Origin of the sequence: Aquaticitalea lipolytica, assembly GCF_014641635.1 — a bacterium.
GTDB classification, from domain to species: Bacteria; Bacteroidota; Bacteroidia; order Flavobacteriales; family Flavobacteriaceae; genus Aquaticitalea; species Aquaticitalea lipolytica.
This window is the reverse complement of the sequence record NZ_BMIC01000006.1, coordinates 50822-76764: the sequence shown is the minus strand read 5'-3', so window position 1 is coordinate 76764 and position 25943 is coordinate 50822. Positions and strand designations below refer to the sequence as shown.

Annotated in this window: 38 protein-coding genes; 36 read left to right on the top strand and 2 right to left on the bottom strand. The window is 33.5% G+C overall.

Translation table 11 applies throughout. The annotated features are described in order from the left end of the window. Positions 1-29: 29 nt before the first annotated feature. Complete coding sequence (locus IEW41_RS12380) at positions 30-1718, bottom strand: ShlB/FhaC/HecB family hemolysin secretion/activation protein (protein ID WP_229660221.1); 1689 nt, start codon at positions 1716-1718, stop codon at positions 30-32. A 175-nt stretch (positions 1719-1893) separates the two neighbouring features. On the opposite strand from IEW41_RS12380, the gene rpsL reads away from it, so the two are divergent. The 36 genes from rpsL (at position 1894) to IEW41_RS12200 (ending at position 24137) form a co-directional block, all read left to right on the top strand. Continuing rightward, on the top strand, positions 1894-2268 hold the full coding sequence (gene rpsL / locus IEW41_RS12375; protein WP_188606684.1) for a 30S ribosomal protein S12: 375 nt from the start codon (positions 1894-1896) through the stop codon (positions 2266-2268). A 23-nt stretch (positions 2269-2291) separates the two neighbouring features. Continuing rightward, positions 2292-2768, top strand: a complete 477-nt coding sequence (gene rpsG / locus IEW41_RS12370; RefSeq protein WP_188606683.1) for a 30S ribosomal protein S7 — start codon at positions 2292-2294, stop codon at positions 2766-2768. Positions 2769-2774: 6 nt separating this feature from the next. After that, positions 2775-4901, top strand: coding sequence for an elongation factor G (gene fusA, locus IEW41_RS12365; RefSeq protein WP_188606682.1), 2127 nt, complete (start codon positions 2775-2777; stop codon positions 4899-4901). Between the two features lie 11 nt (positions 4902-4912). Beyond that, a complete protein-coding gene (rpsJ, locus tag IEW41_RS12360) occupies positions 4913-5218 on the top strand; it encodes a 30S ribosomal protein S10 (protein WP_019386266.1) in 306 nt (101 codons plus the stop codon). Between the two features lie 122 nt (positions 5219-5340). Beyond that, on the top strand, positions 5341-5958 hold the full coding sequence (gene rplC / locus IEW41_RS12355; protein ID WP_188606681.1) for a 50S ribosomal protein L3: 618 nt from the start codon (positions 5341-5343) through the stop codon (positions 5956-5958). Next, positions 5958-6587, top strand: a complete 630-nt coding sequence (gene rplD / locus IEW41_RS12350) for a 50S ribosomal protein L4 (RefSeq protein ID WP_188606680.1) — start codon at positions 5958-5960, stop codon at positions 6585-6587. The genes rplC and rplD overlap by 1 nt, the downstream gene beginning before the upstream one ends. A 7-nt stretch (positions 6588-6594) precedes the next feature. After that, complete coding sequence (gene rplW / locus IEW41_RS12345; RefSeq protein ID WP_188606679.1) at positions 6595-6885, top strand: 50S ribosomal protein L23; 291 nt, start codon at positions 6595-6597, stop codon at positions 6883-6885. Between the two features lie 10 nt (positions 6886-6895). Continuing rightward, positions 6896-7723, top strand: coding sequence for a 50S ribosomal protein L2 (rplB, locus tag IEW41_RS12340; RefSeq protein WP_188606678.1), 828 nt, complete (start codon positions 6896-6898; stop codon positions 7721-7723). 10 nt (positions 7724-7733) lie between these two features. Then, entirely contained in the window at positions 7734-8012 is a 279-nt protein-coding gene (gene rpsS, locus IEW41_RS12335) for a 30S ribosomal protein S19 (protein ID WP_119029668.1), read from the top strand. 8 nt (positions 8013-8020) lie between these two features. Further along, positions 8021-8428: a 50S ribosomal protein L22 gene (rplV, locus tag IEW41_RS12330; protein WP_188606677.1), complete on the top strand. Its 408-nt coding sequence runs from the start codon at positions 8021-8023 to the stop codon at positions 8426-8428. An 8-nt stretch (positions 8429-8436) separates the two neighbouring features. Continuing rightward, positions 8437-9171 carry a 30S ribosomal protein S3 gene (gene rpsC / locus IEW41_RS12325; RefSeq protein ID WP_188606676.1) on the top strand — a complete coding sequence of 245 codons (735 nt, stop codon included), beginning with the start codon at positions 8437-8439 and terminating at the stop codon, positions 9169-9171. Between the two features lie 19 nt (positions 9172-9190). Then, entirely contained in the window at positions 9191-9616 is a 426-nt protein-coding gene (rplP, locus tag IEW41_RS12320) for a 50S ribosomal protein L16 (RefSeq protein ID WP_188606675.1), read from the top strand. An 11-nt stretch (positions 9617-9627) separates the two neighbouring features. Further along, a complete protein-coding gene (gene rpmC, locus IEW41_RS12315) occupies positions 9628-9819 on the top strand; it encodes a 50S ribosomal protein L29 (RefSeq protein WP_188606674.1) in 192 nt (63 codons plus the stop codon). Positions 9820-9836: 17 nt separating this feature from the next. Further along, positions 9837-10094: a 30S ribosomal protein S17 gene (rpsQ, locus tag IEW41_RS12310; RefSeq protein ID WP_111659929.1), complete on the top strand. Its 258-nt coding sequence runs from the start codon at positions 9837-9839 to the stop codon at positions 10092-10094. 2 nt (positions 10095-10096) lie between these two features. Beyond that, the gene (gene rplN, locus IEW41_RS12305; protein WP_188606673.1) at positions 10097-10465 is read left to right on the top strand and encodes a 50S ribosomal protein L14; all 369 of its coding nucleotides are present in this window, start codon (positions 10097-10099) and stop codon (positions 10463-10465) included. Between the two features lie 11 nt (positions 10466-10476). Then, on the top strand, positions 10477-10788 hold the full coding sequence (gene rplX, locus IEW41_RS12300) for a 50S ribosomal protein L24 (protein ID WP_188606672.1): 312 nt from the start codon (positions 10477-10479) through the stop codon (positions 10786-10788). A gap of 2 nt (positions 10789-10790) precedes the next feature. Beyond that, on the top strand, positions 10791-11342 hold the full coding sequence (rplE, locus tag IEW41_RS12295) for a 50S ribosomal protein L5 (protein ID WP_188606671.1): 552 nt from the start codon (positions 10791-10793) through the stop codon (positions 11340-11342). Between the two features lie 3 nt (positions 11343-11345). Next, positions 11346-11615, top strand: coding sequence for a 30S ribosomal protein S14 (gene rpsN, locus IEW41_RS12290; RefSeq protein WP_188606670.1), 270 nt, complete (start codon positions 11346-11348; stop codon positions 11613-11615). Positions 11616-11691: 76 nt separating this feature from the next. After that, on the top strand, positions 11692-12090 hold the full coding sequence (gene rpsH, locus IEW41_RS12285) for a 30S ribosomal protein S8 (RefSeq protein WP_188606669.1): 399 nt from the start codon (positions 11692-11694) through the stop codon (positions 12088-12090). A 13-nt stretch (positions 12091-12103) separates the two neighbouring features. Further along, the gene (gene rplF / locus IEW41_RS12280) at positions 12104-12646 is read left to right on the top strand and encodes a 50S ribosomal protein L6 (protein WP_188606668.1); all 543 of its coding nucleotides are present in this window, start codon (positions 12104-12106) and stop codon (positions 12644-12646) included. 10 nt (positions 12647-12656) lie between these two features. Beyond that, positions 12657-13013: a 50S ribosomal protein L18 gene (gene rplR, locus IEW41_RS12275; protein ID WP_188606667.1), complete on the top strand. Its 357-nt coding sequence runs from the start codon at positions 12657-12659 to the stop codon at positions 13011-13013. A 6-nt stretch (positions 13014-13019) separates the two neighbouring features. Beyond that, entirely contained in the window at positions 13020-13544 is a 525-nt protein-coding gene (gene rpsE / locus IEW41_RS12270; protein WP_188606666.1) for a 30S ribosomal protein S5, read from the top strand. 12 nt (positions 13545-13556) lie between these two features. Next, on the top strand, positions 13557-13739 hold the full coding sequence (gene rpmD / locus IEW41_RS12265) for a 50S ribosomal protein L30 (protein WP_283637157.1): 183 nt from the start codon (positions 13557-13559) through the stop codon (positions 13737-13739). Positions 13740-13752: 13 nt separating this feature from the next. After that, complete coding sequence (gene rplO, locus IEW41_RS12260; RefSeq protein ID WP_188606665.1) at positions 13753-14205, top strand: 50S ribosomal protein L15; 453 nt, start codon at positions 13753-13755, stop codon at positions 14203-14205. Between the two features lie 13 nt (positions 14206-14218). Continuing rightward, complete coding sequence (secY, locus tag IEW41_RS12255) at positions 14219-15565, top strand: preprotein translocase subunit SecY (protein WP_188606664.1); 1347 nt, start codon at positions 14219-14221, stop codon at positions 15563-15565. 7 nt (positions 15566-15572) lie between these two features. Beyond that, positions 15573-15788 carry a translation initiation factor IF-1 gene (gene infA / locus IEW41_RS12250; RefSeq protein ID WP_027126052.1) on the top strand — a complete coding sequence of 72 codons (216 nt, stop codon included), beginning with the start codon at positions 15573-15575 and terminating at the stop codon, positions 15786-15788. A gap of 11 nt (positions 15789-15799) precedes the next feature. Further along, on the top strand, positions 15800-15916 hold the full coding sequence (ykgO, locus tag IEW41_RS12245) for a type B 50S ribosomal protein L36 (protein WP_008269159.1): 117 nt from the start codon (positions 15800-15802) through the stop codon (positions 15914-15916). Positions 15917-15918: 2 nt separating this feature from the next. Then, the gene (gene rpsM, locus IEW41_RS12240) at positions 15919-16293 is read left to right on the top strand and encodes a 30S ribosomal protein S13 (protein ID WP_188606663.1); all 375 of its coding nucleotides are present in this window, start codon (positions 15919-15921) and stop codon (positions 16291-16293) included. An 11-nt stretch (positions 16294-16304) separates the two neighbouring features. Continuing rightward, positions 16305-16694, top strand: coding sequence for a 30S ribosomal protein S11 (gene rpsK / locus IEW41_RS12235; protein ID WP_188606662.1), 390 nt, complete (start codon positions 16305-16307; stop codon positions 16692-16694). Between the two features lie 172 nt (positions 16695-16866). Then, positions 16867-17472: a 30S ribosomal protein S4 gene (gene rpsD, locus IEW41_RS12230; RefSeq protein ID WP_188606661.1), complete on the top strand. Its 606-nt coding sequence runs from the start codon at positions 16867-16869 to the stop codon at positions 17470-17472. Positions 17473-17493: 21 nt separating this feature from the next. After that, complete coding sequence (locus tag IEW41_RS12225; RefSeq protein WP_188606660.1) at positions 17494-18486, top strand: DNA-directed RNA polymerase subunit alpha; 993 nt, start codon at positions 17494-17496, stop codon at positions 18484-18486. A 62-nt stretch (positions 18487-18548) separates the two neighbouring features. After that, on the top strand, positions 18549-19037 hold the full coding sequence (gene rplQ, locus IEW41_RS12220) for a 50S ribosomal protein L17 (protein ID WP_188606659.1): 489 nt from the start codon (positions 18549-18551) through the stop codon (positions 19035-19037). An 87-nt stretch (positions 19038-19124) separates the two neighbouring features. After that, complete coding sequence (gene carA / locus IEW41_RS12215; protein WP_188606658.1) at positions 19125-20228, top strand: glutamine-hydrolyzing carbamoyl-phosphate synthase small subunit; 1104 nt, start codon at positions 19125-19127, stop codon at positions 20226-20228. A gap of 159 nt (positions 20229-20387) precedes the next feature. Beyond that, a complete protein-coding gene (eno, locus tag IEW41_RS12210; RefSeq protein ID WP_188606657.1) occupies positions 20388-21680 on the top strand; it encodes a phosphopyruvate hydratase in 1293 nt (430 codons plus the stop codon). A gap of 187 nt (positions 21681-21867) precedes the next feature. Next, a complete protein-coding gene (locus IEW41_RS12205) occupies positions 21868-23154 on the top strand; it encodes a citrate synthase (protein ID WP_188606656.1) in 1287 nt (428 codons plus the stop codon). A 62-nt stretch (positions 23155-23216) separates the two neighbouring features. Further along, the gene (locus IEW41_RS12200) at positions 23217-24137 is read left to right on the top strand and encodes a dimethylarginine dimethylaminohydrolase family protein (protein WP_188606655.1); all 921 of its coding nucleotides are present in this window, start codon (positions 23217-23219) and stop codon (positions 24135-24137) included. Here the strand turns inward: IEW41_RS12200 and IEW41_RS12195 are convergent. Continuing rightward, positions 24134-25291, bottom strand: coding sequence for a M28 family peptidase (locus tag IEW41_RS12195; RefSeq protein WP_188606654.1), 1158 nt, complete (start codon positions 25289-25291; stop codon positions 24134-24136). The genes IEW41_RS12200 and IEW41_RS12195 overlap by 4 nt on opposite strands. Positions 25292-25943: the final 652 nt, after the last annotated feature.

Below are 25943 nucleotides of genomic sequence, written 5' to 3'. Positions count from 1 at the left end.
AAATAGTTAAAAATTTAACAATATAAATGTTAAAATTTTGCGATTAAGCTAATATGTATTTTTGAATCTGAAATTTTAAACGACTGATTTTCAGTCTTTCCACTTGAATAATTGAGTTTAAACAATCCAGCTTTTGTGAGTAGTCCAAAACCAAAGCCAAAACCAAAAAGTTTTCCTTTTTTGTCAAATAGCTCATTTTCGTAATAAGCTGCATCAATAACCGAATGAATATATAGATTATTACTGACCTTGTAACGATACTCTGTGTTAATTACGCCAAATAAATTTGCAGTCAAGCTGTTTTCTTCAAAACCTCTTATTGAATTTATACCTCCAAAACGTAGAAGTTCATTTTCAAGATACGTGTCAGATTTTAAGTAGCCACTAGTAATCTGAGTAAAAATGCTATTGCTGTCATTCAAATTAAAAATTTTAAACGAATTTATAGCTAGTGAGTTTTGAGATTCTTTGATATCATCAAAAGTGCGATTGCCAAAACCAGTAGTAATATCAAACTGAAAATTTATGGGAAAAAGTAAATTATAACGCTGCCTCTTGGTGTGTAAATAATTCAGAGTATAAAAAGATGACTTGTAATCATTAATACTTAATATATTATTGTCTAATAAGTTTGTTGATGTAGTAGATAATATGCCAGCAGAAACTGAGTTTTTAGGACTAATTATATAATCTAGTTTTCCTGATTGTGAAACCGTAACAAATGAAGAATCTTTTTTGAAAATATTTAAACTTAATTCAACTCCAATTGGAGAACCTAATAAATAAGGGAGTTTAGCTTTTACATCAAAAGTTTTTTGTTGACTTTCATCACTTTTATATAATAATCTAAATGACTCTCCATAGTTTAAATTGTTTACAAGATTTAAGTTTAAGTAGCCATCAAATTCTATTTTATTAGTTTCAGTATTAGTTCCAAATCCTAAAAACCCATCAAAGGCATTGCTTTTGGTTTTTTCTACATATATATATAATAAGGTAGAGTCTTTAGTAAATAAAACTTCGGGTTCCTTAATTTGACTTGCAAATTGTAGGTCTTCCAAATCTGACATTTTTTCTTTAATTGTCTTTAAATTGAATAGTTGTTTGTTTCTAATTTTAAGATAACGTTTCACATATGATTTTGGAAACTTGTCATAACCCTTAATAATAATAGTATCTATTGTTCTTTGGGGTTGTTCTGTAATTTGTAGCTCAGCGTACAAAGTGCCCTCATTTTCTTTTTTAATGTTTGATAGCTGCAGTGTTGAAAAAGGATCTCCTTGATTTGAAATTTCAGAATTCAATAATTGAAGCGTTTTTTCTAATGTGTTAAAATCTGTTTCAAAATAATTCTCCTTTACGGTGTTAGATACTAGTTTTAAAATGTTTCTATTAATTGAAGGGCCAAAATATATTTTAATTGTTTTGTAGTAATGATTCAAATGATAACTTGCAATATAAGATGAGTCATTCTTTTTTTCTATACTTAATAACCCACTTTCAATATAACCTAGTTTTAATAATTTTTCTTTAATATCTATTACTTCTTTTTCAAGTGATGCAAAATCCTCAAAGTTTTTAATATAATATAATGAGTCAATAATTTTAGTTTCATTTTCTGTCTTGCCCTTGGCAGAAAGAGACAAGGATTGAGAGTAAAGTTGTGAAGTAGATAACAACCAAAATCCAATTAAAAAAAGAAAGATTTTTAAAGGCATATAAAGCATTAATAGTTTTCAAAGCTAACGGAAAATTTGGACTAAAAATATGCCCAATGTTAAATAATTCATCAAACTTTTGAAAATTAATCATTTTACATTTGAAAAACTGAAATTTATTTCTACCTTTGCAGCCCTCAAATGCGAGGAGTAAATATAAATTATATAGAAATATATGCCAACAATTTCACAATTAGTACGAATAGGAAGAGCCAAAATAACCAAGAAGAGTAAATCGGCTGCTTTAGATTCATGTCCTCAAAGACGTGGGGTTTGTACACGTGTTTACACAACGACACCAAAAAAACCTAACTCTGCAATGCGTAAAGTAGCAAGGGTTAGATTAACAAATGGTAATGAAGTAAATGCATACATCCCAGGAGAAGGTCATAATTTACAAGAGCACTCGATAGTATTGGTTAGAGGTGGAAGGGTAAAAGATTTACCAGGAGTTAGATATCACATCGTTCGTGGTGCCTTAGACACAGCAGGTGTTGCAGGTAGAACACAACGTAGATCTAAGTATGGTGCAAAACGCCCTAAAAAGTAATTAAAAAACTTTAAGAAGAAGACATGAGAAAAAGAGCAGCGAAAAAAAGACCGCTTTTACCAGATCCACGTTTTAACGATCAGTTAGTAACTCGTTTCGTTAATATGATGATGTGGGATGGAAAGAAGTCGGTAGCGTTCAAAGTATTCTATGATGCAATTGATATTGTAGAATCAAAAAAGACTGACGACGAAAAAACAGCTTTAGAAACTTGGAAAGATGCCTTGTCTAACGTTATGCCTCACGTAGAAGTACGTAGTCGTAGAGTTGGTGGAGCTACATTTCAAATTCCAATGCAAATTCGTCCAGATCGTAAAGTATCTACAGCTATGAAATGGTTGATTAGTTACTCACGTAAAAGAAATGAAAAATCTATGCCAGCAAAACTTGCTGCTGAAATTTTAGCTGCGGCTAAAGAAGAAGGAGCGGCAGTTAAAAAACGTATGGATACTCACAAAATGGCGGAAGCTAATAAAGCATTCTCACACTTTAGATTTTAATTTAAGATGGCAAGAGATTTAAAATATACAAGAAATATAGGTATTGCTGCTCATATTGATGCAGGAAAAACAACAACTACAGAGCGTATATTGTTCTACACAGGTGTGTCTCACAAAATTGGTGAGGTTCATGATGGAGCAGCAACAATGGACTGGATGGAGCAAGAGCAAGAAAGAGGTATTACAATTACATCTGCTGCTACAACTTGTGAATGGGTTTTTCCTCGTGTAAATGGAGAGCCAACACCTGATTCTATGGGTTATCACTTTAATATTATCGATACTCCTGGTCACGTTGATTTCACGGTAGAAGTAAACCGTTCTTTACGTGTATTAGATGGATTGGTATTCTTATTTAGTGCTGTTGATGGTGTTGAACCTCAATCAGAAACTAACTGGAGATTAGCTGATAACTACAAAGTACCTAGAATTGGTTTCGTAAATAAAATGGACCGTCAAGGTTCTAACTTTTTAGAAGTTAACAAGCAGGTAAAAGAAATGTTGGGCTCTAATGCAGTGCCTATTGTTTTACCTATTGGTGATGAAATCGATTTTAAAGGTGTTGTAGATTTAGTAAAAAACAGAGCTATTATCTGGCATGATGAAACTTTAGGTGCAACTTTTGATGTTGTTGATATTCCTGAAGAATTAAAAGCAGAAGCAAAACAATATAGAGCTTTATTAATTGAAGAAGTAGCAAGTTACGATGAAAATCTTCTTGAGAAATTCATGGAAGATGAAGATTCAATTACTGAAGATGAAATACACACAGCATTAAGAGCTGCTGTTATGGATATGGCTATCATACCTATGATTTGTGGATCTTCATTCAAAAACAAAGGTGTTCAATTCTTATTAGATGCAGTTTGTAGATATTTACCTTCTCCTTTAGATAAAGAGGCGATTGTAGGTGTTAATCCAGATACTGAGAAAGAAGAAAAAAGAAAGCCTTCTGTTGATGAGCCGTTTGCTGCATTAGCATTTAAAATTGCTACTGATCCTTTCGTTGGTCGTTTAGCATTCTTTAGAGCATACTCTGGTCGTTTAGATGCTGGTTCTTATGTATTGAATAATCGTTCAGGAAATAAAGAACGTATCTCTCGTATCTACCAAATGCATGCTAATAAGCAAAATGCAATTGACTTTATTGAAGCTGGAGATATTGGAGCTGCTGTAGGATTTAAATCTATCAAAACAGGAGATACATTATCAGATGAAAAACATCCAATTGTTTTAGAAAGTATGAACTTCCCTGATCCAGTAATTGGTATTGCGGTTGAGCCTAAAACAAAAGCAGATGTCGATAAATTAGGTATGTCTTTAGCAAAATTAGCTGAAGAAGATCCAACGTTTACAGTTAGAACAGATGAGGCTTCAGGTCAGACGATTATTTCTGGTATGGGTGAGCTTCACTTAGATATTATTGTTGATCGTTTACGTCGTGAGTTTAAAGTAGAGGTAAACCAAGGCCAACCTCAAGTAGAGTACAAAGAAGCTATCACAAGAACAGCACAACATAGAGAAGTTTACAAAAAACAATCTGGTGGACGTGGTAAGTTTGCTGATATTGTGTTCACATTAGAGCCTGCTGAAGAAGGAAAAACTGGATTAGAGTTTGTTTCTGAAATTAAAGGTGGTAACGTTCCTAAAGAATTTATCCCTTCAATTGAAAAAGGATTTAAAATGGCTATGATTAATGGTCCATTAGCAGGATATGAGGTAGATGCTATGAAAGTGACTCTAACTGATGGTTCTTACCATGATGTGGATTCTGATCAATTATCATTCGAATTGGCTGCAAAATTAGGATTTAAAGCTGCTGCAAAAGCTGCAAAAGCTGTAATCATGGAGCCAATTATGAAATTAGAAGTGTTAACTCCTGAAGAAAACATGGGAGATATTGTAGGAGACCTTAACCGTCGTCGTGGTCAAGTTAATGACATGGGAGATAGAGCAGGTTCAAAAGTTGTTAAGGCACATGTGCCATTATCTGAAATGTTTGGTTATGTTACTTCATTACGTACATTATCATCAGGTAGAGCAACATCAACAATGGAATTTTCACATTATGCTGAAACACCTTCTAATATATCAGAAGAAGTTATTAAAGCAGCTAAAGGCGTTGAAGCTTAAAATTTAAGAAAATGAGTCAAAAAATCAGAATAAAACTAAAATCATACGATCATAATTTAGTAGACAAATCTGCTGATAAGATTGTTAAAACGGTAAAAAGTACTGGAGCAGTAGTAACTGGGCCAATTCCATTACCAACTAATAAAAAGATTTTTACAGTATTACGTTCACCACACGTAAACAAAAAATCAAGAGAGCAATTTCAATTAAGTTCTTACAAAAGATTACTTGATATCTATAGCTCATCATCAAAAACAATTGATGCCTTGATGAAACTTGAATTACCAAGTGGAGTAGAAGTAGAGATCAAAGTATAGTTAGATCAAACATGTCCTTAACGATGGTTAAGGAAAAACGGTAAAAATACAATTCAGGGTTGAAACGTATTTTGACCCTGAATTTTTTTAAATAAGTAGTATTAATAATTAAATAATAATTTATGTCTGGGTTAATTGGAAAAAAAATCGGTATGACCAGCATCTACGATGAAAACGGGAAAAATATTCCTTGTACAGTAATCGAAGCTGGACCATGTATCGTTACCCAAGTCAGAACCGAAGAGGTTGACGGGTATAGTGCTCTTCAACTTGGTTTCGATGACAAGACAGAGAAAAGCACCACAAAAGCTGAAGCAGGTCATGCTAAAAAAGCTGGTACTTCTGTTAAAAGAAAAGTCGTTGAATTCCAAGGATTTGGAGAAGGTTACAAATTAGGTGATGCCATCACTGTAGAACATTTCATCGAAGGTGAGTTTGTTGACATTGCAGGGACATCTAAAGGAAAAGGATTCCAAGGGGTTGTAAAACGTCATGGTTTTGGTGGAGTTGGTCAAGCTACGCATGGTCAGCACAACCGTTTAAGAGCTCCAGGTTCTATTGGTGCAGCTTCATATCCAGCGAGAGTATTCAAAGGAATGAAAATGGCAGGAAGAATGGGTGGCGAAAGAGTGAATGTTGAAAATTTAAGAGTATATAAAGTGGTTCCAGAAAAGAACTTACTTGTTGTTAAAGGATGTGTTCCTGGTCACAAAAACTCTTATGTAATTATTCAAAAATAATGAAAGTAGCAGTTGTAGATTTAAACGGAAAAGACACAGGTAGAAAGATTGAACTTTCTAAAGATGTGTTTGCTATAGAGCCAAATAATCATGCAGTTTACTTAGATGTTAAGCAATATCTTGCTAACCAACGTCAGGGAACTCATAAGGCTAAAGAAAGAGCAGAAATTGCAGGTAGTACACGTAAGATAAAAAAGCAAAAAGGAACAGGTACTGCAAGAGCAGGATCTATCAAGTCTGGTGTATTTAAAGGTGGAGGACGTATGTTCGGACCTAGACCTAGAAATTATAGTTTCAAATTGAATAAAAACCTAAAACGTTTAGCGCGTAAATCAGCTTTAACAATGAAAGCTAATGACAATGCAATCGTTGTTTTAGAAGACTTCAATTTTGATACACCAAAAACTAAAAATTTCACTAATGTGTTGAAAGCTTTAGGAGTTGAGAATAAAAAATCTTTGTTTGTGTTGGGTGCTTCAAATAATAATGTATATTTGTCGTCACGTAATTTGAAAGGGTCTGAAGTTGTAATGAACTCAGAATTAAGCACTTACAAAATTTTAAACGCAAATAAATTAGTCCTTTTAGAGAGTTCTTTAGAAGGAATTGAATCGAATTTAAGTAAATAAGGAAACCATGAGTATCTTAATTAAACCTATAATCACTGAAAAAGCGTCAGCTAATAGCGAAGTAAACAATTGTTTTAGCTTCGAAGTGAATACAAAGGCGAACAAGGTAGAAATCAAAAAAGCAGTTGAAGCTGCTTATGGAGTTTCTGTTGAAAAAGTTCGTACTATAAATGTCCGTCCAGATAGAAGAACTCGTCATACAAAGACAGGTATTCAACATGGTAAAACAAATGCTGTTAAAAAAGCAATTGTACAACTGGCGGAAGGTGAATCTATTGATTTATACAGTAACATGTAATTAGACAAAAATGTCAGTAAGAAAATTAAAACCGATCACATCAGCGCAGCGATTTAGAGTAGTAAATGGATTTGACGCCATCACTACTGATAAGCCGGAAAAGAGTTTACTTGTTCCGAACAAACGCTCTGGTGGTAGAAACAGTCAAGGAAAAATGACCATGCGCTATATAGGTGGAGGTCATAAAAGAAAGTATCGTATTATTGATTTTAAACGTAACAAAGCTGGTATTCCTGCTGAAGTTGCTTCAATTCAATACGATCCAAACAGAACAGCATTTATCGCTTTATTGAATTATCAAGATGGTGAAAAACGTTACATCATTGCTCAAAATGGTTTACAAGTTGGGCAAAATGTAGTTTCAGGAACTACAGATGTTGCTCCAGAAATTGGAAATGCAATGCCTTTAAGTCAAATACCTCTTGGTACTATTATATCTTGTATTGAATTGCGTCCTGGACAAGGTGCAATTATGGCAAGAAGTGCTGGAGCTTTTGCTCAATTAATGGCAAGAGATGGAAAATTTGCAACCGTGAAATTGCCTTCAGGTGAAACACGTTTAATACTAGCAGATTGTTTGGCTACAATTGGTGTAGTATCTAACTCAGATCATCAATTACTTGTATCTGGTAAAGCAGGTAGAAGCAGATGGTTAGGAAGAAGACCAAGAGTAAGACCAGTAGTTATGAACCCAGTCGATCACCCAATGGGTGGTGGAGAAGGTAAATCTTCTGGAGGTCATCCAAGATCTAGAAAAGGTATTCCAGCTAAAGGTTATAGAACACGTTCTAAAACGAAAGCTAGTAATAAGTATATTGTAGAACGTAGAAAGAAATAATTGAGATAATATGGCACGTTCATTAAAAAAAGGACCTTACATCCATTATAAATTAGACAAAAAAGTTGCTGAAAATGTAGCTGCTAACAAAAAAACAGTTATCAAAACTTGGTCAAGAGCATCAATGATAACTCCAGACTTTGTTGGACAAACAATTGCAGTACACAATGGTCGTCAATTTGTACCAGTTTACGTAACTGAAAACATGGTAGGTCACAAATTAGGAGAATTTTCACCAACAAGATCGTTCAGAGGTCATGCAGGTGCTAAAAATAAAGGTAAAAAATAAGTAGAGCTATGGGAAGTCGTAAAAAACAAATGGCAGACGCTATTAAGGAAGAAAGAAAGCACGTTGCTTTTGCAAAGCTTAATAACTGTCCTACTTCACCAAGAAAAATGCGTTTAGTTGCAGACTTGGTTAGAGGACAAAAAGCTGAAACAGCTCTTAATATTCTTAAGTTTAGCCCAAAAGAAGCATCACGTCGTTTAGAAAAATTATTGCTTTCAGCAATTTCTAACTGGCAAGCAAAAAACGAAGATGCAAGTATTGAAGACGCTGAATTGGTAGTGAAAGAGATTAGAGTAGATGGTGGCGCAATGTTAAAAAGATTACGTCCAGCACCTCAAGGTCGCGCACACAGAATTAGAAAACGTTCTAACCACGTAACAATCGTAGTTGGAGCTAACAATAACACACAAGCTTAAATAGAGATATGGGACAAAAGACAAATCCAATCGGAAATCGTTTAGGAATTATCAGAGGATGGGAATCTAACTGGTATGGTGGCAATGATTATGGAGATAAACTTGCTGAAGACGATAAGATTAGAAAATACGTTCACGCTCGTTTATCAAAAGCTAGTGTGTCTAGAGTAATTATTGAGCGTACGCTTAAACTTGTAACCGTTACTATCACTACTGCAAGACCTGGTATTATTATTGGGAAAGGTGGTCAAGAGGTAGACAAGTTAAAAGAAGAGCTTAAGAAAATTACAGATAAGGAAGTTCAATTGAACATCTTCGAAATTAAGAGACCTGAGCTAGATGCGTTTTTAGTAGGATCAAGTGTTGCTCGTCAAATTGAGAATCGTATTTCTTACAGACGTGCAATTAAAATGGCAATTGCTGCTACTATGCGTATGAATGCAGAAGGAATCAAAATTCAAATTAGTGGTCGTTTGAATGGTGCTGAGATGGCACGTTCTGAGCACTACAAAGAAGGAAGAATTCCATTATCAACATTCAGAGCCGATATTGACTATGCTTTAGTTGAGGCACATACTACTTATGGTAGATTGGGTATCAAAGTATGGATTATGAAAGGTGAAGTTTATGGTAAAAGAGAATTATCTCCACTTGTAGGTTTATCAAAAAAACAACAAGGTGGTAAAGGAAACTCTGATGCGCCAAGACGTGGTGGGAATAATAAATCTCGTCGCAGAAAGTAATTTTTAAAGACAAAGAAAAATGTTACAACCTAGAAAAACAAAATTCCGTAAGGTCCAAAAAGGACGTATGAAAGGAAATTCTGAGAGAGGCCATGAGCTTTCTAACGGAATGTTCGGAATAAAATCGGTACATGAAAAAGGTATGTTTTTAACATCTCGTCAAATTGAAGCAGCTCGTATTGCAGCTACACGTTATATGAAAAGAGAAGGGCAATTATGGATTAAAATATTTCCAGATAAGCCTATTACAAAAAAGCCTCTTGAAGTACGTATGGGTAAAGGTAAAGGTGCTGTAGAATATTGGGTAGCAGTAGTTAAACCAGGAAGAATCATGTTTGAAGTTGGAGGAGTGCCTTTAGAAGTAGCTAAAGAAGCATTACGTTTAGCAGCTCAAAAACTACCTGTAAAAACGAAGTTCCTAATCGCAAGAGATTACGAAGCTTAATATAAGATATTATGAAGCAATCAGAAATTACACAGCTTTCTACAGCTGAATTACAAGAAAAATTAGGTGACACTAAAAAGAGTTATGCTGATCTTAAATTAGCTCACGCAATCTCTCCTTTAGAAAATCCAATTCAATTACGCAACGTAAGACGTAGTGTAGCTAGAATGGCAACCGAGTTAACTAAAAGAGAAATACAATAATTGTATTCCGCTGAAAGATGGAAAAAAGAAATTTAAGAAAAGAACGTATAGGAATTGTTACAAGTAACAAAATGCAGAAATCTATTGTGGTTTCTGAAGTGAAAAAAGTAAAACACCCTATGTATGGAAAATTCGTGTTAAAAACGAAAAAATACGTTGCACACGATGAGACAAATGACTGTAACATTGGAGATACAGTAAAGATCATGGAAACAAGACCTTTATCTAAATCTAAATGTTGGAGATTAGTAGAAATAATTGAAAGAGCGAAGTAATTATGTTACAACAAGAATCAAGATTAAAAGTCGCAGATAACACTGGAGCAAAGGAAGTTTTAACTATCCGTGTTCTAGGTGGTACTAAAAGAAGATATGCTTCTGTAGGTGATAAAATAGTTGTTTCTGTAAAAGATGCAACTCCTAACGGTAACATCAAAAAAGGAGCTGTTTCTACAGCTGTGGTTGTACGTACTGTAAAAGAAGTAAGACGTCCAGACGGATCTTATATAAGATTTGACGATAACGCTTGTGTACTTTTAAATCCGCAAGGAGAAATGAGAGGAACACGTGTTTTTGGACCTGTAGCTAGAGAACTTCGTGATAAGCAATTCATGAAAATTGTATCATTAGCACCTGAAGTGCTTTAATGACTAATAAGATGACAAAGTTTAAAATAAAATCAGGCGATACAGTACAAGTAATTTCTGGAGACCATAAAGGGACTGAAGGAAAAGTACTTAAGGTATTGAAAGATAAAAACAAAGCAATCGTTGAAGGTGTAAACATGGTTAAGAAACATACTAAACCAAGTGCACAAAGCCCTCAAGGTGGCATTGTAGAGAAAGAAGCGGCTATCCATATGTCAAATTTATCATTATTAACTGGTAAAGGAGAAACTACAAGAGTAGGTTATAAAATGGAAGGTGATAAAAAAGTGAGATTTTCTAAAAAATCAAATGAAGTAATTTAGTTATGGCTTACACTCCAAGATTAAAACAAGAGTACAAGGACAAAGTAGTTACTGCTCTTACAGAAGAATTCGGATATAAAAATGTAATGCAAGTTCCTAAACTTAAAAAGATAGTAATATCTAAAGGAGTAGGTGCTGCAGTTGCCGATAAAAAATTAGTAGACCATGCCGTTGACGAATTGACTAAAATTTCTGGTCAAAAAGCAGTAGCAACACTATCTAAAAAAGATATCGCAACATTCAAGTTACGTAAAGGTATGCCAATTGGAGCTCGTGTAACCTTAAGAGGTGAGCAAATGTATGAATTTTTAGACCGTTTGGTTACTTCAGCATTACCACGAGTAAGAGATTTTAATGGTATTAAAGCTACAGGATTTGATGGTAGAGGTAATTACACTTTAGGTGTTACAGAGCAAATTATATTTCCAGAAATAGATATAGATAAAGTTAATTCTATCTCAGGTATGGACATATCATTTGTAACATCTGCTGAAACAGATAAAGAAGCAAAATCGTTATTAACAGAATTGGGTTTACCTTTTCAAAAGAACTAAGATATGGCTAAAGAATCAATGAAAGCCCGTGAGGTGAAAAGAGCAAAAACGGTTGCAAAGTACGCTGAAAAACGTAAAGCTTTAAAAGAAGCTGGAGATTATGAAGGGCTACAAAAGTTACCTAAAAATGCTTCTCCTGTTCGTATGCACAACAGATGTAAGTTAACTGGAAGACCTAGAGGGTATGTTCGTACTTTTGGAATTTCTCGTGTTATGTTACGTGAAATGGCAAACCAAGGATTAATACCAGGAGTTAAAAAAGCTAGCTGGTAAAAAATAATTATAAATTGGTTGAAGGTTCAATTCCTAGAGCAGGAAATTTGAAAACCACTACCGCAAATTAATATAAATGAATACAGATCCAATCGCAGATTATCTAACTAGAGTTAGAAACGCAGTAAAGGCCAACCATAGAGTTGTTGAAATTCCTGCTTCAAATCTGAAAAAAGAAATTACTAAAATATTATTCAATCAAGGATATATTTTAAGTTACAAGTTTGATGATTCTTCAGTACAAGGAACAATAAAAATTGCTCTTAAGTACAATAAAGAAACAAAAGAACCAGTAATCAAGAAAATTCAAAGAGTAAGTAAACCAGGTTTACGTAAGTATGCAGGTGCCAATGAAATGCCAAGAATTCTTAATGGACTTGGAATTGCAATTGTGTCAACATCTCACGGTGTTATGACAGGAAAACAAGCGCATAGAGAAAATGTTGGTGGCGAATTATTATGCTACGTTTACTAATAAAGAGGAAGATATGTCAAGAATAGGAAAAAATCCAGTAGCTATCCCTCAAGGAGTTACTATAGACGTTAAAGATAATGTAATTACTGTAAAAGGTAAATTAGGAGAATTATCTCAAGAATTCTCTAACGTTGAAATTACTGTTGAAGAAGGTAATGTTACAGTTAACCGTAATTCAGACAGTAAAGATGATAGAGCAAAACACGGTCTTTACAGATCGTTAGTAAAAAATATGATAGAAGGTGTGTCTAAAGGATGGACTAAAGAATTAGAATTGGTTGGAGTAGGTTATAGAGCTACTAACCAAGGACAAAAATTAGACATGGCATTAGGTTTTTCACACAATATCATTATGGATATTGCATCTGAAGTTAAAGTGGAAACAGTTTCTGAAAAAGGAAAAAATCCAATTATAAAATTAACTTCTCATGACAAACAATTGGTTGGACAAGTTGCAGCTAAAATCCGTGATTTTAGAAGACCAGAGCCTTACAAAGGAAAAGGAATTAAGTTTGTAGGTGAAGTATTAAGAAGAAAAGCAGGTAAATCAGCATAATAGTTTAGTTATGGCATTGACAAAGAACGAAAAAAGATTAAGAATTAAAAGCAGAATACGTAAAGTAGTTTCAGGAACTGAAGCAAGACCACGTTTAGCTGTTTATAGAAGCAATAAAGAAATTTATGCTCAAATTATTGATGATGTAACTGGTAAAACTATTATAGCAGCATCTTCAAGAGATAAAGACATTACTTCTGCTAAAGGTACTAAATCAGAAATAGCTACACTAGTTGGTAAAGCTATTGCTGAAAGAGCTATTAAAGCAGGTGTAGATACTATTTCTTTTGATAGAGGTGGATATCAATATCATGGAAGAGTAAAATCATTAGCAGAAGGTGCTAGAGAAGGAGGACTTAAATTCTAAGACATTATGTATCAAAAATATAAAAACGCAGAGTTAGTAAAACCAAGTGGACTAGATCTTAAAGACCGTTTAGTTGGAGTACAAAGAGTTACTAAAGTAACTAAAGGAGGTAGAGCATTTGGCTTTTCTGCTATAGTTGTTGTAGGAGACGAAGCAGGTGTAGTAGGTCACGGTTTAGGAAAATCTAAAGACGTAGCAACAGCAATTGCAAAAGCAATTGAAGACGCTAAGAAAAATTTAGTAAGAATTCCTATTATCAAAAAGACATTACCACACGAGCAAAAAGGGAAATTTGGTGGAGCAAGAGTAAACATCATTCCAGCAGCAGCAGGAACAGGAGTTATTGCTGGTGGAGCTGTGAGAACAGTTTTAGAAGCAGTTGGAGTACATGATGTATTATCAAAATCACAAGGTTCTTCTAACCCTCATAACGTAGTAAAAGCAACTTTTGATGCTTTATTACAATTAAGAGATGCAAATTCTGTTGCTAGAGAAAGAGGAATTTCACTTGAAAAAGTATTTAACGGTTAATCTATAACGATAATGGGAAAGATTAAAGTAACAAAAGTAAAAAGTGATATCAAACGCACTTCAACTCAAAAAAGAACATTAGAGTCTTTAGGTTTACGTAAAATGAACCAATCAGTTGTGCATGATAACACACCAAGTATTCTTGGAATGATTAGTAAAGTTCAACATTTAGTTTCTGTTGAAGAGACAAAATAATACAGCATAAGTAATGGATTTAAGTAATTTAAAACCGGCTGAAGGGTCAGTAAAAAATCAAGGCAAAAGAATTGGTAGAGGACAAGGTTCTGGTAAAGGTGGTACTGCAACTCGTGGTCACAAAGGAGCTAAATCTCGTTCTGGATATTCTAAAAAAGTAGGATTTGAAGGAGGACAAATGCCTCTTCAAAGACGTGTGCCAAAGTTTGGATTTACAAATATTAACCGTGTAGAATATCAAGGTGTTAATCTTGATAAATTACAACAATTGGTTGATGAGAAAAAAATAAAAGACACAGTAGATTTTGAAACGCTTATTGGATTAGGTGTTGTAACTAAAAATGACTTAGTAAAAGTATTAGGTCGTGGAGAGTTAAAATCAAAATTAAAAGTAACTGCTCATAAATTTACTGCTTCAGCAAAAGCTGCTATCGAAGCTGCAGGAGGAGAAGCTATAACTTTATAAGACCAATTAGAGGATGAAATTTATAGAGACTTTAAAAAATGTTTGGAAAATAACAGAACTAAAAGACAGAATCATGCTTACGCTTGGTTTGCTTTTAGTTTATCGTTTTGGTGCTCAAGTAGTTTTACCTGGTATTGACGCAAGTCAGTTAGAAGTTTTGGCAAGTAATACAGATCAAGGCTTACTAGGCCTATTAAATGCTTTTACTGGTGGAGCTTTTGCAAATGCATCAGTGTTTGCATTAGGTATTATGCCTTACATTTCAGCTTCAATTGTTGTTCAATTAATGGGAATCGCGATTCCTTATCTTCAAAAATTACAAAAAGATGGAGAGAGTGGTCGTAAAAAAATAAACCAAATTACACGTTGGTTAACTATTGCTATATGTTTGGTACAAGCACCAGGATATCTAGCAAGTTTACCAACATTAGGAATTCCAACTTCAGCATTTTTATTAGGAACAGGAGGAATGTTCTATTTCTCTTCAATTGTTATCCTAGTAACTGGATGTGTTTTTGCAATGTGGTTAGGTGAGAAAATAACTGACAAAGGTATTGGTAATGGTATTTCATTATTAATTATGGTTGGTATTATAGCTCGTATGCCTGCATCATTTGTTCAAAATTATGCTTCTAGAATTGAAGGTGGTGGTAATGGAGGATTAATGATGGTGTTAATTGAGATTGTTATATGGTTTGTAATCATATTAGCATCAATTATGTTAGTAATGGCAGTTCGTAAGATTGCTGTTCAATACGCACGTCGAACAGCTTCAGGTGGTTACGAGAAAAATGTATTTGGATCACGTCAATTTTTACCATTAAAATTGAATGCTTCAGGAGTTATGCCAATTATCTTTGCACAGGCAATTATGTTTGTACCAAGTTTAATAGGTAAATCTTTTGGGACAAGTGATGCAGGTCAATGGATGCAAACACAATTTTCTGATATTTTTGGGTTTTGGTACAATGTAGTATTTGCATTATTGATTATAATATTTACATATTTCTATACTGCAATTACAGTTCCAACCAATAAAATGGCTGATGATTTAAAAAGAAGCGGAGGTTTTATTCCTGGTATCAGACCTGGAACTGAAACATCTGAATATTTAGATAAAATAATGTCACAAATTACGTTACCAGGTTCAATATTTTTAGCACTTATCGCTGTGTTCCCAGCAATAGTGGAAAGAATAATGGGTGTGCAACAAGGTTGGGCATTATTCTTTGGTGGTACATCACTACTAATTATGGTAGGTGTTGCAATAGATACCATGCAACAAGTAAATTCATATTTGTTGAACAAACACTATGATGGCTTAATGAAAACCGGTAAAAATAGAAAGGCAGTAGCTTAATATTATTATGGCAAAACAAGCAGCAATAGAACAAGACGGATCAATAATTGAAGCATTATCAAATGCCATGTTTCGTGTTGAATTAGAAAATGGACATATTGTAACAGCGCATATATCTGGTAAAATGCGTATGCACTATATTAAATTATTACCAGGAGATAAAGTAAAATTAGAAATGAGCCCTTACGATTTATCTAAGGCTCGAATAACTTATAGATACTAATACAAAAACAGATGAAAGTTAGAGCATCAGTTAAAAAAAGAAGTGCTGATTGTAAATTAGTACGACGAAAAGGAAGACTTTACGTAATTAACAAAAAGAATCCTAGATTCAAACAAAGACAAGGATAATTATGGCAAGAATTGCAGGTGTAGATATACCAAAACAGAAAAGAGGAGTAATCTCCTTAACTTACATCTATGGAATAGGTGCAAGCAGAGCAAAAGAAATTTTAGCTAACGCTAAAGTTGATGAAAACACTAAAGTTCAAGATTGGACAGATGACGAAATAAGCAATATTCGTGAAGCTGTTGGGTCTTATACTATTGAAGGTGAACTTCGTTCAGAAATTCAATTAAACATCAAACGTTTAATGGATATTGGATGTTACAGAGGTATTCGTCATAGAGCAGGACTTCCATTAAGAGGTCAACGCACTAAAAACAACTCTAGAACAAGAAAAGGTAGAAGAAAAACAGTTGCTAACAAGAAAAAAGCAACTAAATAATAATTAGTAATATGGCAAAGTCAAGTACTAAAGTTAAAAAACGTAAAGTCATTGTTGACTCAATTGGAGAAGCTCACATTGCAGCATCATTTAACAACATCATTATCTCTTTAACAAATAAAAAAGGAGATGTTGTTTCATGGTCATCAGCTGGAAAAATGGGTTTTAGAGGTTCAAAAAAGAACACTCCTTATGCTGCACAATTAGCTGCTGAAGATGCTGCTGGTGTTGCAAGAGAAGCAGGGCTTAAAAAAGTAAAAGTATACGTTAAAGGTCCAGGTAATGGTAGAGAGTCTGCTATTCGTTCAATTCATAATGCAGGTATAGAAGTATCAGAAATTATTGATGTTACTCCACTACCTCATAATGGTTGTCGCCCACCAAAACGTAGAAGAGTATAATTTATATAATATAAAGAATTAATATCAGCTATTTTTAATAGTTGATATTAACTTTTTATGTGTAAATTTGCAAACTGAAAAAATAAACAAGTATCAATTAGAGAGATCAACGTTTGTCGGAGGATAAGATTAAGACCTTAATTCACAAACACTCTCAAAAAACAATTAAGAAATGGCAAGATATACTGGTCCTAAAACTAAAATAGCACGTAAATTCGGTGAAGCTATTTATGGAGATGATAAAGCTTTCGAAAAAAGAAACTATCCTCCAGGACAACATGGTGCAAACAAGCGTCGTGGTAAACAATCTGAATACGCAATCCAATTAATGGAAAAGCAAAAAGCAAAATACACTTATGGTGTATTAGAGCGTCAATTCAGAAACATGTTCAAAAAAGCAACAGCTGCTCCTGGTATTACAGGTGAGGTATTATTACAACTTTGTGAGTCTCGTTTAGATAACGTTGTTTACAGAATGGGAATCTCTCCTTCACGTAGTGGAGCAAGACAATTAGTGTCTCACAGACATATCACAGTAAATGGTGAAATTGTAAACATACCATCTTACCAATTAAAAGCTGGTGATGTTGTTGCTGTTAGAGAAAAATCTAAATCATTAGAAGCTATTCAAAATTCACTTGCTAACTCTAGTAGTGTGTATGAATGGATTACTTGGAATAACGATACAAAACAAGGAACTTATGTTTCTGTTCCGGCGAGAGTTCAAATTCCAGAAAATATCAACGAACAATTTATCGTCGAATTATACTCTAAATAATAACTAGATACAAAACGCAATATGGCAATATTAAATTTTCAAAAGCCCGACAAAGTAATCATGATTGATTCAACTGAGTTTGAAGGTAAATTTGAATTTAGACCTTTAGAACCAGGTTATGGATTAACAGTAGGTAATGCTTTAAGAAGAGTTTTGTTATCTTCTTTAGAAGGATTTGCAATTACATCAGTTAGAATTGAAGGTGTTGATCACGAATTTTCTACAATTGCTGGAGTAGTTGAAGATGTTACAGAAATTATTTTGAACTTAAAACAAGTTAACTTTAAGCGTCAAATAGACGAAATTGATAACGAAACGGTTACAATTTCAATTTCTGGACAAAACCAAATTACTGCTGGAGATTTTCAAAAATTCATTTCAGGGTTTCAAGTATTAAACAAAGACTTAGTGATTTGTAACTTAGACCCTAAAGTAAGTATTAATATGGAGCTTACAATTGAAAAAGGTAGAGGATACGTTCCTGCTGAAGAAAATAAAAAAGCTTCTGCACCAATGGGAACAATCTTTACAGATTCAATTTACACTCCTATTAAGAATGTAAAATATACTATTGAAAACTTCCGTGTTGAACAAAAAACTGACTACGAAAAATTAGTTTTTGAAATCATCACAGACGGATCAATAGCTCCAAAAGATGCTTTAACAGAAGCAGCTAAAATATTAATTCACCACTTCATGTTATTCTCTGATGAGCGTATTACTTTAGAAGCTGATGAAATTGCTCAAACAGAAACTTATGATGAAGAATCACTTCACATGAGACAACTATTGAAAACTAAATTAGTTGATATGGATCTTTCTGTACGTGCATTAAACTGTTTAAAAGCTGCAGAAGTAGATACATTAGGAGACTTAGTATCTTTCAACAAAAACGATTTAATGAAATTCAGAAACTTCGGTAAAAAATCATTAACTGAACTAGAAGAGCTAGTAAATGTTAAAGGATTGAATTTCGGAATGGATTTAAGCAAATACAAATTAGATAAAGATTAATCACTTCATATTTTGCTCCTCAATAGTGGGTTGCAGCAAGATGAAGGTTATAAACAAATGTCATGAGACACGGAAAAAAAATAAACCATTTAGGTCGTAAAACAGCTCACAGAAAGTCAATGTTGGCTAATATGGCTTGTTCTTTAATAGAGCACAAGCGTATCAACACTACTGTAGCTAAAGCAAAAGCTTTAAAGCAATTTGTTGAGCCAATGATTACAAAATCTAAAGAAGATACAACTCATAACAGACGTATCGTTATGTCTAGATTAAGACAGAAAGACGCTGTTACTGAATTGTTTAGAGATGTAGCTGTAAAAGTTGCTGATCGTCCAGGAGGATACACACGTATCATTAAACTTGGAAATCGTTTAGGTGATAACGCTGATATGGCAATGATCGAATTAGTAGATTACAATGAAATCTACAATGCAGACAAGCAACCTAAAAAGAAAACAACTCGTAGAGGTCGTTCTAAAAAAGCTGATGCAGCAGCTCCTGCAGCTCCAGCTGTAGAATCTAAAAAAGCTTCAAACGAGGAAGAAGAATAAATGAGAGTACATTTATAAATATAAAAAGGATAAACAATTTTAGTTTATCCTTTTTTTTATGCAATTTTGCAAAACCTTTTTTTAGAAATGAAATATAATAAAAGACAAAAAGCGATTATCCTTTTATCAGATGGAACCATTTTTCATGGAAAATCAATTGGTAAAGAAGGGACAGCTTTTGGAGAAGTTTGTTTTAACACAGGAACAACAGGTTACCAAGAAATCTTTACTGACCCTTCATATTTTGGTCAATTAATGGTAGCAACTAATGCACACATTGGAAATTATGGAACACTTTCTGATGAAGTTGAATCTGATTCAATTAAAATTGCTGGATTAATTTGTAAAAATTTCAGTTTTAATTACTCAAGGCCAGCAGCAGATGATTCATTAGAAAACTTTTTCGAAAAGAATAACCTATTGGCCATTTCTGATGTTGATACAAGAGCTTTGGTGAGTTACATTAGAGATAATGGAGCAATGAATGCTGTAATTTCTACAGAAGTTGACAATATTGAAGGCTTAAAAAAACAATTAGCTTCAGTTCCAGAAATGAAAGGCCTCGAGCTTGCTTCAAAAGTATCAACGACTGAGCCATATTATTTTGGCAATGAAAACGCAACCTATAAAATTGCAGCTTTAGATATTGGAATTAAGAAAAACATTCTACGCAATCTTGCAAAGCGTGACGCTTACATAAAAGTATTTCCATACAATGCAACGTTTGAAGATATGAGTGCTTTTAATCCAGATGGATACTTTTTATCTAATGGACCTGGAGATCCTGAACCTTTAGTAGAGGCTCAAGCTGTCGCAAAAGAAATTATTAAACGTAATTTACCTTTGTTTGGTATTTGTTTAGGACATCAAGTAATTGCTTTAGCAAACGGAATTTCAACTTATAAAATGCACAATGGTCATAGAGGGATTAATCATCCTGTTAAAAACCTAGTGACTGGTAAAGGAGAAATTACATCTCAAAATCATGGTTTTGCTATTAACAGAGAAGAAACCGAAAAACATTCAGATATAGAAATCACACATGTGCATTTGAATGATAATACAGTAGCAGGAATAAAAATGAAATCTAAAAATTGTTTTTCAGTGCAGTATCATCCAGAGGCAAGTCCTGGTCCGCATGATTCGTCATACTTGTTTGACCAATTTATAGAAAACATTAAAAATAAATAATATTGAAACCTCAAAGAACCATCAAATTCTTTGAGGTTTTTTCATTGCGAAAACATTATCGTAAATTTTAAATGTAATTCTGAAATAGATTCTAAACATTTAGATTAACAATTTTGTAAATTTGCATTCAAATTTTATATCAACATAAACCAAAATAAAATGAGCATTATAATTAACATTCATGCAAGACAAATTTTAGATTCTCGTGGTAATCCAACTGTAGAAGTGGACGTAGTTACAGAAAACGGAATAATGGGACGTGCTGCTGTACCTTCTGGTGCATCAACAGGTGAACATGAGGCAGTTGAGTTACGTGATGGTGGAAAGGCTTATATGGGAAAAGGGGTTTTAAAAGCCGTTGAAAATGTTAATTCAATAATAGCACAAGAGTTATTAGGTACTCCTGTTTTTGAGCAAAACAAAATTGATCAGATAATGATTGATTTAGATGGAACAAAAAATAAATCTAAATTAGGAGCTAATGCTATTTTAGGAGTGTCTTTAGCTGTTGCAAAAGCTGCTGCAAACGAATTAGGAATGCCTTTATATCGTTATGTTGGTGGAGTATCTGCAAACACACTTCCAGTACCAATGATGAATATTATTAATGGAGGTTCGCATAGCGATGCACCTATTGCGTTTCAAGAGTTTATGGTAATGCCTGTAAAAGCAAAGAATTTTACACATGCTATGCAAATGGGAACAGAAATTTTTCATCACCTTAAAAAAGTATTACACGATAGAGGTTTAAGTACAGCTGTTGGTGATGAAGGTGGATTTGCACCAAATTTAGAAGGTGGAACTGAAGATGCACTTGATACAATTAACAAAGCCGTAGAGAATGCAGGATATAAATTGGGTGATGATGTGATGATTGCTCTAGATTGTGCTTCTGCTGAGTTTTATATTAATGGTAAATATGATTACACCAAATTTGAAGGTGAAACTGGCAAAGTACGTACAAGTAAAGAACAAGCTGATTACTTAGCAGAATTATGTGCTAAATACCCTATTATTTCTATTGAAGATGGTATGGATGAAAACGATTGGGAAGGTTGGAAATATCTAACAGAAAAAGTTGGAAACAAAGTACAATTAGTTGGCGACGATTTATTTGTGACTAATGTTGAACGTTTATCTAGAGGTATTGAAAACGGAATTGCAAACTCTATTTTAATAAAAGTAAACCAGATTGGTACATTAACTGAAACTATTGCTGCTGTAAATATGGCTCATAATGCAGGATATACGTCTGTTATGTCACATCGTTCGGGAGAAACTGAAGATAATACCATTGCCGATTTAGCTGTTGCATTAAATACAGGACAAATAAAAACAGGTTCGGCATCTCGTAGCGATCGTATGGCAAAATACAATCAGTTATTACGTATAGAGGAAGAGTTAGGTCAAGTTGCTTATTTTCCTCAAGAAAAAGCATTTAAAATAAAGTAAATACTTCAATAAATTATTACTAAAGCGATTATTAAACCATTAATAATCGCTTTCTTTTTTACTATCAATTTTATATATAATAGAATTGTTAAAACCTTTGTAAACATGCTTTATTAATCGTGATATATTTCGTAATTTCGCGTTGTTGATAATCTCAACCATTTTAAACAAAAATTTACAATACAATATGTCAAAAACTGCTACTTTAGAAATAGAAGGAAAAAAATATGAGTTCCCATTAATTGTTGGAACAGAGAACGAAGTTGCCATCGATATTAAGAACTTAAGAAGTACTACAGATAGTGTAATTACTATCGATCCAGGTTATAAAAATACAGGGTCTTGCGAGAGTGCTATTACTTTTCTAGATGGTGAAAAAGGAATATTAAGATACAGAGGTTATTCAATTGAAGAACTTGCTGAAAAAGCAGATTTCCTTGAGGTAGCATTCCTTTTAATTTTTGGTGAATTACCAACAAAAGAAGAATTAGAAAAATTTCATACAGATATTAAAGCGCAATCTGTTGTAGATGAGGATGTACGTAAAATAGTTGATGCGTTTCCTAAATCTGCGCATCCAATGGGTGTTATTGCATCATTAACAAGTGCATTAACAGCTTTTAACCCATCTTCAGTAAATGTAAATTCTGAAGAAGATATGTACAAAGCTATTGTAAAAATATTAGGTAAGTTTCCTGTATTAGTAGCTTGGACACTTCGTAAAAAACAAGGTTTACCATTAGATTATGGAGATAAAAATTTAGGTTATGTAGAAAACATCTTAAAAATGATGTTTAAGCAGCCTAATGAAGAATATATATTAAATCCAATATTAATAAATGCATTAGACAAATTATTAATTCTTCATGCAGACCACGAACAAAACTGTTCTACATCTACTGTAAGAATAGCTGGTTCGTCACATGTTGGATTATTTGCATCACTTTCTACAGGTATTTCTGCACTTTGGGGACCACTTCATGGTGGAGCAAATCAAGCAGTATTAGAAATGTTGGAAGCTATTAAGGAAGATGGTGGAGATACTGCAAAGTATATGGCTAAAGCTAAAGATAAAGAAGATCCTTTCCGTTTAATGGGCTTTGGACACAGAGTATATAAAAACTTCGATCCTCGTGCTAAAATCATTAAAAAGGCAGCAGACGAAGTACTTGATAATTTAGGTATTGAAGATCCAATTTTAGATATTGCTAAAGGATTAGAAAAAGAAGCATTACAAGATCCATACTTTGTTGACCGTAAATTATATCCAAATGTCGATTTCTATTCTGGTATTATTTACAGAGGTATGGGAATACCAACTGATATGTTTACAGTAATGTTTGCATTAGGTCGTTTACCAGGTTGGATTGCACAGTGGAGAGAAATGCGTTTAAATAACGAGCCAATTGGTCGTCCACGTCAAATATATATTGGAGAAACTTTAAGGCCTTTTGTATCTATTGATAAACGCTAAATCATAACGATAGTGATATAAGCTTCATTTTTATAATGAGGCTTTTTTTATATTTGTAACCTATGGACTATTTAAAACTTAACATAAAAAACGAAACCTCTCGATTAAGAGCTGTGGTTTTAGGAACTGCAATTAGCAATGGTCCAACACCAACAGTAGAGGAAGCTTACGACCCAAAATCGTTAGAACACATTAAAGCTGGTACCTATCCTGTTGAAGCAGATATGGTAAAAGAGATGGATGCAGTAGCAAAAGTGTTCGAAAAGTATAATGTTAAGGTGTATCGTCCTGATCTTATTGAAGACTATAACCAAATATTTGCCAGAGATATCGCTTTTGTAATTGACGATATTTTTATAAAAGCCAATATTCTGCCAGAACGTGATGAGGAGTTAGACGCTATTCAATATGTCATAGACCAGATAGATCCAAAAAAAGTAATTCGTCCACCAGAAGAGGTTCATATTGAAGGTGGAGACGTAATGCTTTGGAACAACCACATTTTTATTGGTACCTATAAAGGCAGCGATTATAAAAATTATATTACTGCTCGTACAAATACAGAAGGTGTAAATTTTATTAAAGATTTGTTTCCTGATAAGATTGTAAAGGAGTTTGACCTCGTAAAATCTAAAATAGAACCAAGAGATAATGCTTTGCATTTAGACTGCTGTTTTCAACCTGTCGGAAAAGACAAAGGGATTATTTATAAAAGCGGTTTTAGAGAAGAAAGCGATTATATGTATTTAGTAAACCTTTTCGGAAAAGAAAATCTATTTCACATTACACGTGAAGAAATGTATCACATGAACAGTAATATCTTTTCAATAGCTGATGATGTTGTGATTTCCGAACGTAATTTTACGCGTTTAAATACCTGGTTACGTAAACAAGGTTTTACAGTTGAAGAAGTACCTTATGCTGAGATTTCTAAGCAAGAAGGATTATTACGTTGCTCAACTATGCCTTTAATACGTGATTAATTTAAAATCACTTTCTTAATTAATCGTTGATTTTCAATTTTAAAAACAGCAACATAGTTAGCTCTACTTAACGAATCTACAGCAATCTTCTCTGATTGTTCGGTTAAGGTTTTAGATATAACTTCTTTGCCTTGTACATCAATAAGTTTAAAATCCACAGGAGTTTGTATGGGGTTTTTAAAAGCAACAGTAATGTATTTATTTGCAGGATTAGGAAACACAGACACAGAAACAAACTGCTCGTCAACAATACTTAAAGAAGAGTCGTAAGCCACAGAAAACTCTAAAGCAGCACCAAGAGCACCTTTTACCACTTCATAAGCATAGGTAGCATCCATATTCGCTAAATTATCGTTGATGGTATGGTTTACTGGCGATTCATTTTTTTCGAACAACCCAGTGATAATTTCACCATTATTTTCAAAAGGCACATAATCTGAAGCGTAAGCAAACGATATTTCGGTATTTAGGTTAGAGTATAACTCCATGCAGTTAGCCAAAATGGTAGTTTGAGCAGCCGAAGCCGCATTGTTAGAAGCTGGACTACTTTGGTCTCTTTCGCAAACAATAGTATTATTAGTCATGCCATTAACACCACCAACTTCGTCGATATTAAACACAAGTTTTATATCTAAATTTTGAGGAATAACAGTATTATTTACATAATACGTACTACCAACCAAACCATCTTCTTCACCACTAAAATGAATAAATTTTATAGAGTATTCGGTATCTACATCTTTTAAAAGTCGTGCTAACTCTAACAATAATACTGTACCTGTACCATTATCGTTAGTACCAGGACCATTAATAGTATCGTAATGCGCATCGATAATTAAATAGGTGTTAGGATACACTGTACCTGTTTTGGTAACAATTATATTATTGGTTGTATTGCCATTAAAGCTAAAAGGTTGCAACACTACATCTGTATAGCCTAAACTTTGGTAACGAGCAGTAATCCAGTTTTGAGTGTTAGTTAAAGCTGTAGTGCCTAACTCTTTTATGCCAAAATTCTCAAAAGTTGTGAGGTCGTTTAATACGTTGCTAGACGATACATTGGCAACAATGTCACCATAATAAGTGTTGTAGGTTTGTGCATTACTAGTATTAAAGCATACTAAAGCGATAACAAATAATATAAAACGTTGCATAATAACAGATTTGGTGTTTGTGCAGCTAAAATACCTTTTTATAAATGTTGTAGCAACTTTTAAAGTGAAAAGTGATTAATGATATAAAATTTGAGATTTCGTTTAACGTTGTTGTATATGGTTTGTTGCGTTGGCAAGAACTAAGTTAACAAAAGAAACGAACCAGTAGGAAAATCCGTAGGATTTTCCGAGTAATCACAGACCAAGCAATTGACTATACACGTTGTTACACACTGTTGCGACAGAATAGAGTATGCACATAAAGTTTTTGCGGTAATGAGGAGAACAATTAACATAATAAAAGCTAAACAATAGTTTTGCTTTTAACAGCTTAAATGGCAAAAAGTGTTTGCAAAACGCTTTGAAGCAGAAAACATATAAGTATTTAATTTAGCAAACCCAATATAATTTGCGCAAAAGAAAAATCCGCGTCTGAGTTAGATTCCGTATGCGATTTAAATTCTAATTTGTGTAAAATAAATCTAATGAGACTAAATTGTCATTAATAGAATCAATCCAATAATTATAATTGTTTTGGTTAGAAAAATTGATTTCATATAAAATTCTAGACGACTATTTCGAATCCATTTAATTAAAATTATCAACCAACTTATTGAACCAAGTAAAACAGCAAATGGAGCAATTATTCTAG

Coding starts and splice junctions, on each gene's coding strand:
- rpmC (WP_188606674.1), top strand. CDS start 9,628: ATGAAGCAATCAGAAATTACACAGCTTTCTACAGCTGAATTACAAGAA.
- rplF (WP_188606668.1), top strand. CDS start 12,104: ATGTCAAGAATAGGAAAAAATCCAGTAGCTATCCCTCAAGGAGTTACT.
- rplX (WP_188606672.1), top strand. CDS start 10,477: ATGACAAAGTTTAAAATAAAATCAGGCGATACAGTACAAGTAATTTCT.
- rpsS (WP_119029668.1), top strand. CDS start 7,734: ATGGCACGTTCATTAAAAAAAGGACCTTACATCCATTATAAATTAGAC.
- fusA (WP_188606682.1), top strand. CDS start 2,775: ATGGCAAGAGATTTAAAATATACAAGAAATATAGGTATTGCTGCTCAT.
- secY (WP_188606664.1), top strand. CDS start 14,219: ATGAAATTTATAGAGACTTTAAAAAATGTTTGGAAAATAACAGAACTA.
- rplV (WP_188606677.1), top strand. CDS start 8,021: ATGGGAAGTCGTAAAAAACAAATGGCAGACGCTATTAAGGAAGAAAGA.
- IEW41_RS12225 (WP_188606660.1), top strand. CDS start 17,494: ATGGCAATATTAAATTTTCAAAAGCCCGACAAAGTAATCATGATTGAT.
- rpsL (WP_188606684.1), top strand. CDS start 1,894: ATGCCAACAATTTCACAATTAGTACGAATAGGAAGAGCCAAAATAACC.
- rplO (WP_188606665.1), top strand. CDS start 13,753: ATGGATTTAAGTAATTTAAAACCGGCTGAAGGGTCAGTAAAAAATCAA.
- rpsD (WP_188606661.1), top strand. CDS start 16,867: ATGGCAAGATATACTGGTCCTAAAACTAAAATAGCACGTAAATTCGGT.
- rplD (WP_188606680.1), top strand. CDS start 5,958: ATGAAAGTAGCAGTTGTAGATTTAAACGGAAAAGACACAGGTAGAAAG.
- rplE (WP_188606671.1), top strand. CDS start 10,791: ATGGCTTACACTCCAAGATTAAAACAAGAGTACAAGGACAAAGTAGTT.
- eno (WP_188606657.1), top strand. CDS start 20,388: ATGAGCATTATAATTAACATTCATGCAAGACAAATTTTAGATTCTCGT.
- rpsK (WP_188606662.1), top strand. CDS start 16,305: ATGGCAAAGTCAAGTACTAAAGTTAAAAAACGTAAAGTCATTGTTGAC.
- rpsQ (WP_111659929.1), top strand. CDS start 9,837: ATGGAAAAAAGAAATTTAAGAAAAGAACGTATAGGAATTGTTACAAGT.
- rplC (WP_188606681.1), top strand. CDS start 5,341: ATGTCTGGGTTAATTGGAAAAAAAATCGGTATGACCAGCATCTACGAT.
- rpsG (WP_188606683.1), top strand. CDS start 2,292: ATGAGAAAAAGAGCAGCGAAAAAAAGACCGCTTTTACCAGATCCACGT.
- rplB (WP_188606678.1), top strand. CDS start 6,896: ATGTCAGTAAGAAAATTAAAACCGATCACATCAGCGCAGCGATTTAGA.
- IEW41_RS12380 (WP_229660221.1), bottom strand. CDS start 1,718: ATGCCTTTAAAAATCTTTCTTTTTTTAATTGGATTTTGGTTGTTATCT.
- rpsE (WP_188606666.1), top strand. CDS start 13,020: ATGTATCAAAAATATAAAAACGCAGAGTTAGTAAAACCAAGTGGACTA.
- rplQ (WP_188606659.1), top strand. CDS start 18,549: ATGAGACACGGAAAAAAAATAAACCATTTAGGTCGTAAAACAGCTCAC.
- IEW41_RS12195 (WP_188606654.1), bottom strand. CDS start 25,291: ATGCAACGTTTTATATTATTTGTTATCGCTTTAGTATGCTTTAATACT.
- IEW41_RS12200 (WP_188606655.1), top strand. CDS start 23,217: ATGGACTATTTAAAACTTAACATAAAAAACGAAACCTCTCGATTAAGA.
- ykgO (WP_008269159.1), top strand. CDS start 15,800: ATGAAAGTTAGAGCATCAGTTAAAAAAAGAAGTGCTGATTGTAAATTA.
- rpsJ (WP_019386266.1), top strand. CDS start 4,913: ATGAGTCAAAAAATCAGAATAAAACTAAAATCATACGATCATAATTTA.
- rpsC (WP_188606676.1), top strand. CDS start 8,437: ATGGGACAAAAGACAAATCCAATCGGAAATCGTTTAGGAATTATCAGA.
- rpmD (WP_283637157.1), top strand. CDS start 13,557: ATGGGAAAGATTAAAGTAACAAAAGTAAAAAGTGATATCAAACGCACT.
- infA (WP_027126052.1), top strand. CDS start 15,573: ATGGCAAAACAAGCAGCAATAGAACAAGACGGATCAATAATTGAAGCA.
- rplP (WP_188606675.1), top strand. CDS start 9,191: ATGTTACAACCTAGAAAAACAAAATTCCGTAAGGTCCAAAAAGGACGT.
- rplN (WP_188606673.1), top strand. CDS start 10,097: ATGTTACAACAAGAATCAAGATTAAAAGTCGCAGATAACACTGGAGCA.
- carA (WP_188606658.1), top strand. CDS start 19,125: ATGAAATATAATAAAAGACAAAAAGCGATTATCCTTTTATCAGATGGA.
- rplR (WP_188606667.1), top strand. CDS start 12,657: ATGGCATTGACAAAGAACGAAAAAAGATTAAGAATTAAAAGCAGAATA.
- rpsH (WP_188606669.1), top strand. CDS start 11,692: ATGAATACAGATCCAATCGCAGATTATCTAACTAGAGTTAGAAACGCA.
- rpsN (WP_188606670.1), top strand. CDS start 11,346: ATGGCTAAAGAATCAATGAAAGCCCGTGAGGTGAAAAGAGCAAAAACG.
- rpsM (WP_188606663.1), top strand. CDS start 15,919: ATGGCAAGAATTGCAGGTGTAGATATACCAAAACAGAAAAGAGGAGTA.
- IEW41_RS12205 (WP_188606656.1), top strand. CDS start 21,868: ATGTCAAAAACTGCTACTTTAGAAATAGAAGGAAAAAAATATGAGTTC.
- rplW (WP_188606679.1), top strand. CDS start 6,595: ATGAGTATCTTAATTAAACCTATAATCACTGAAAAAGCGTCAGCTAAT.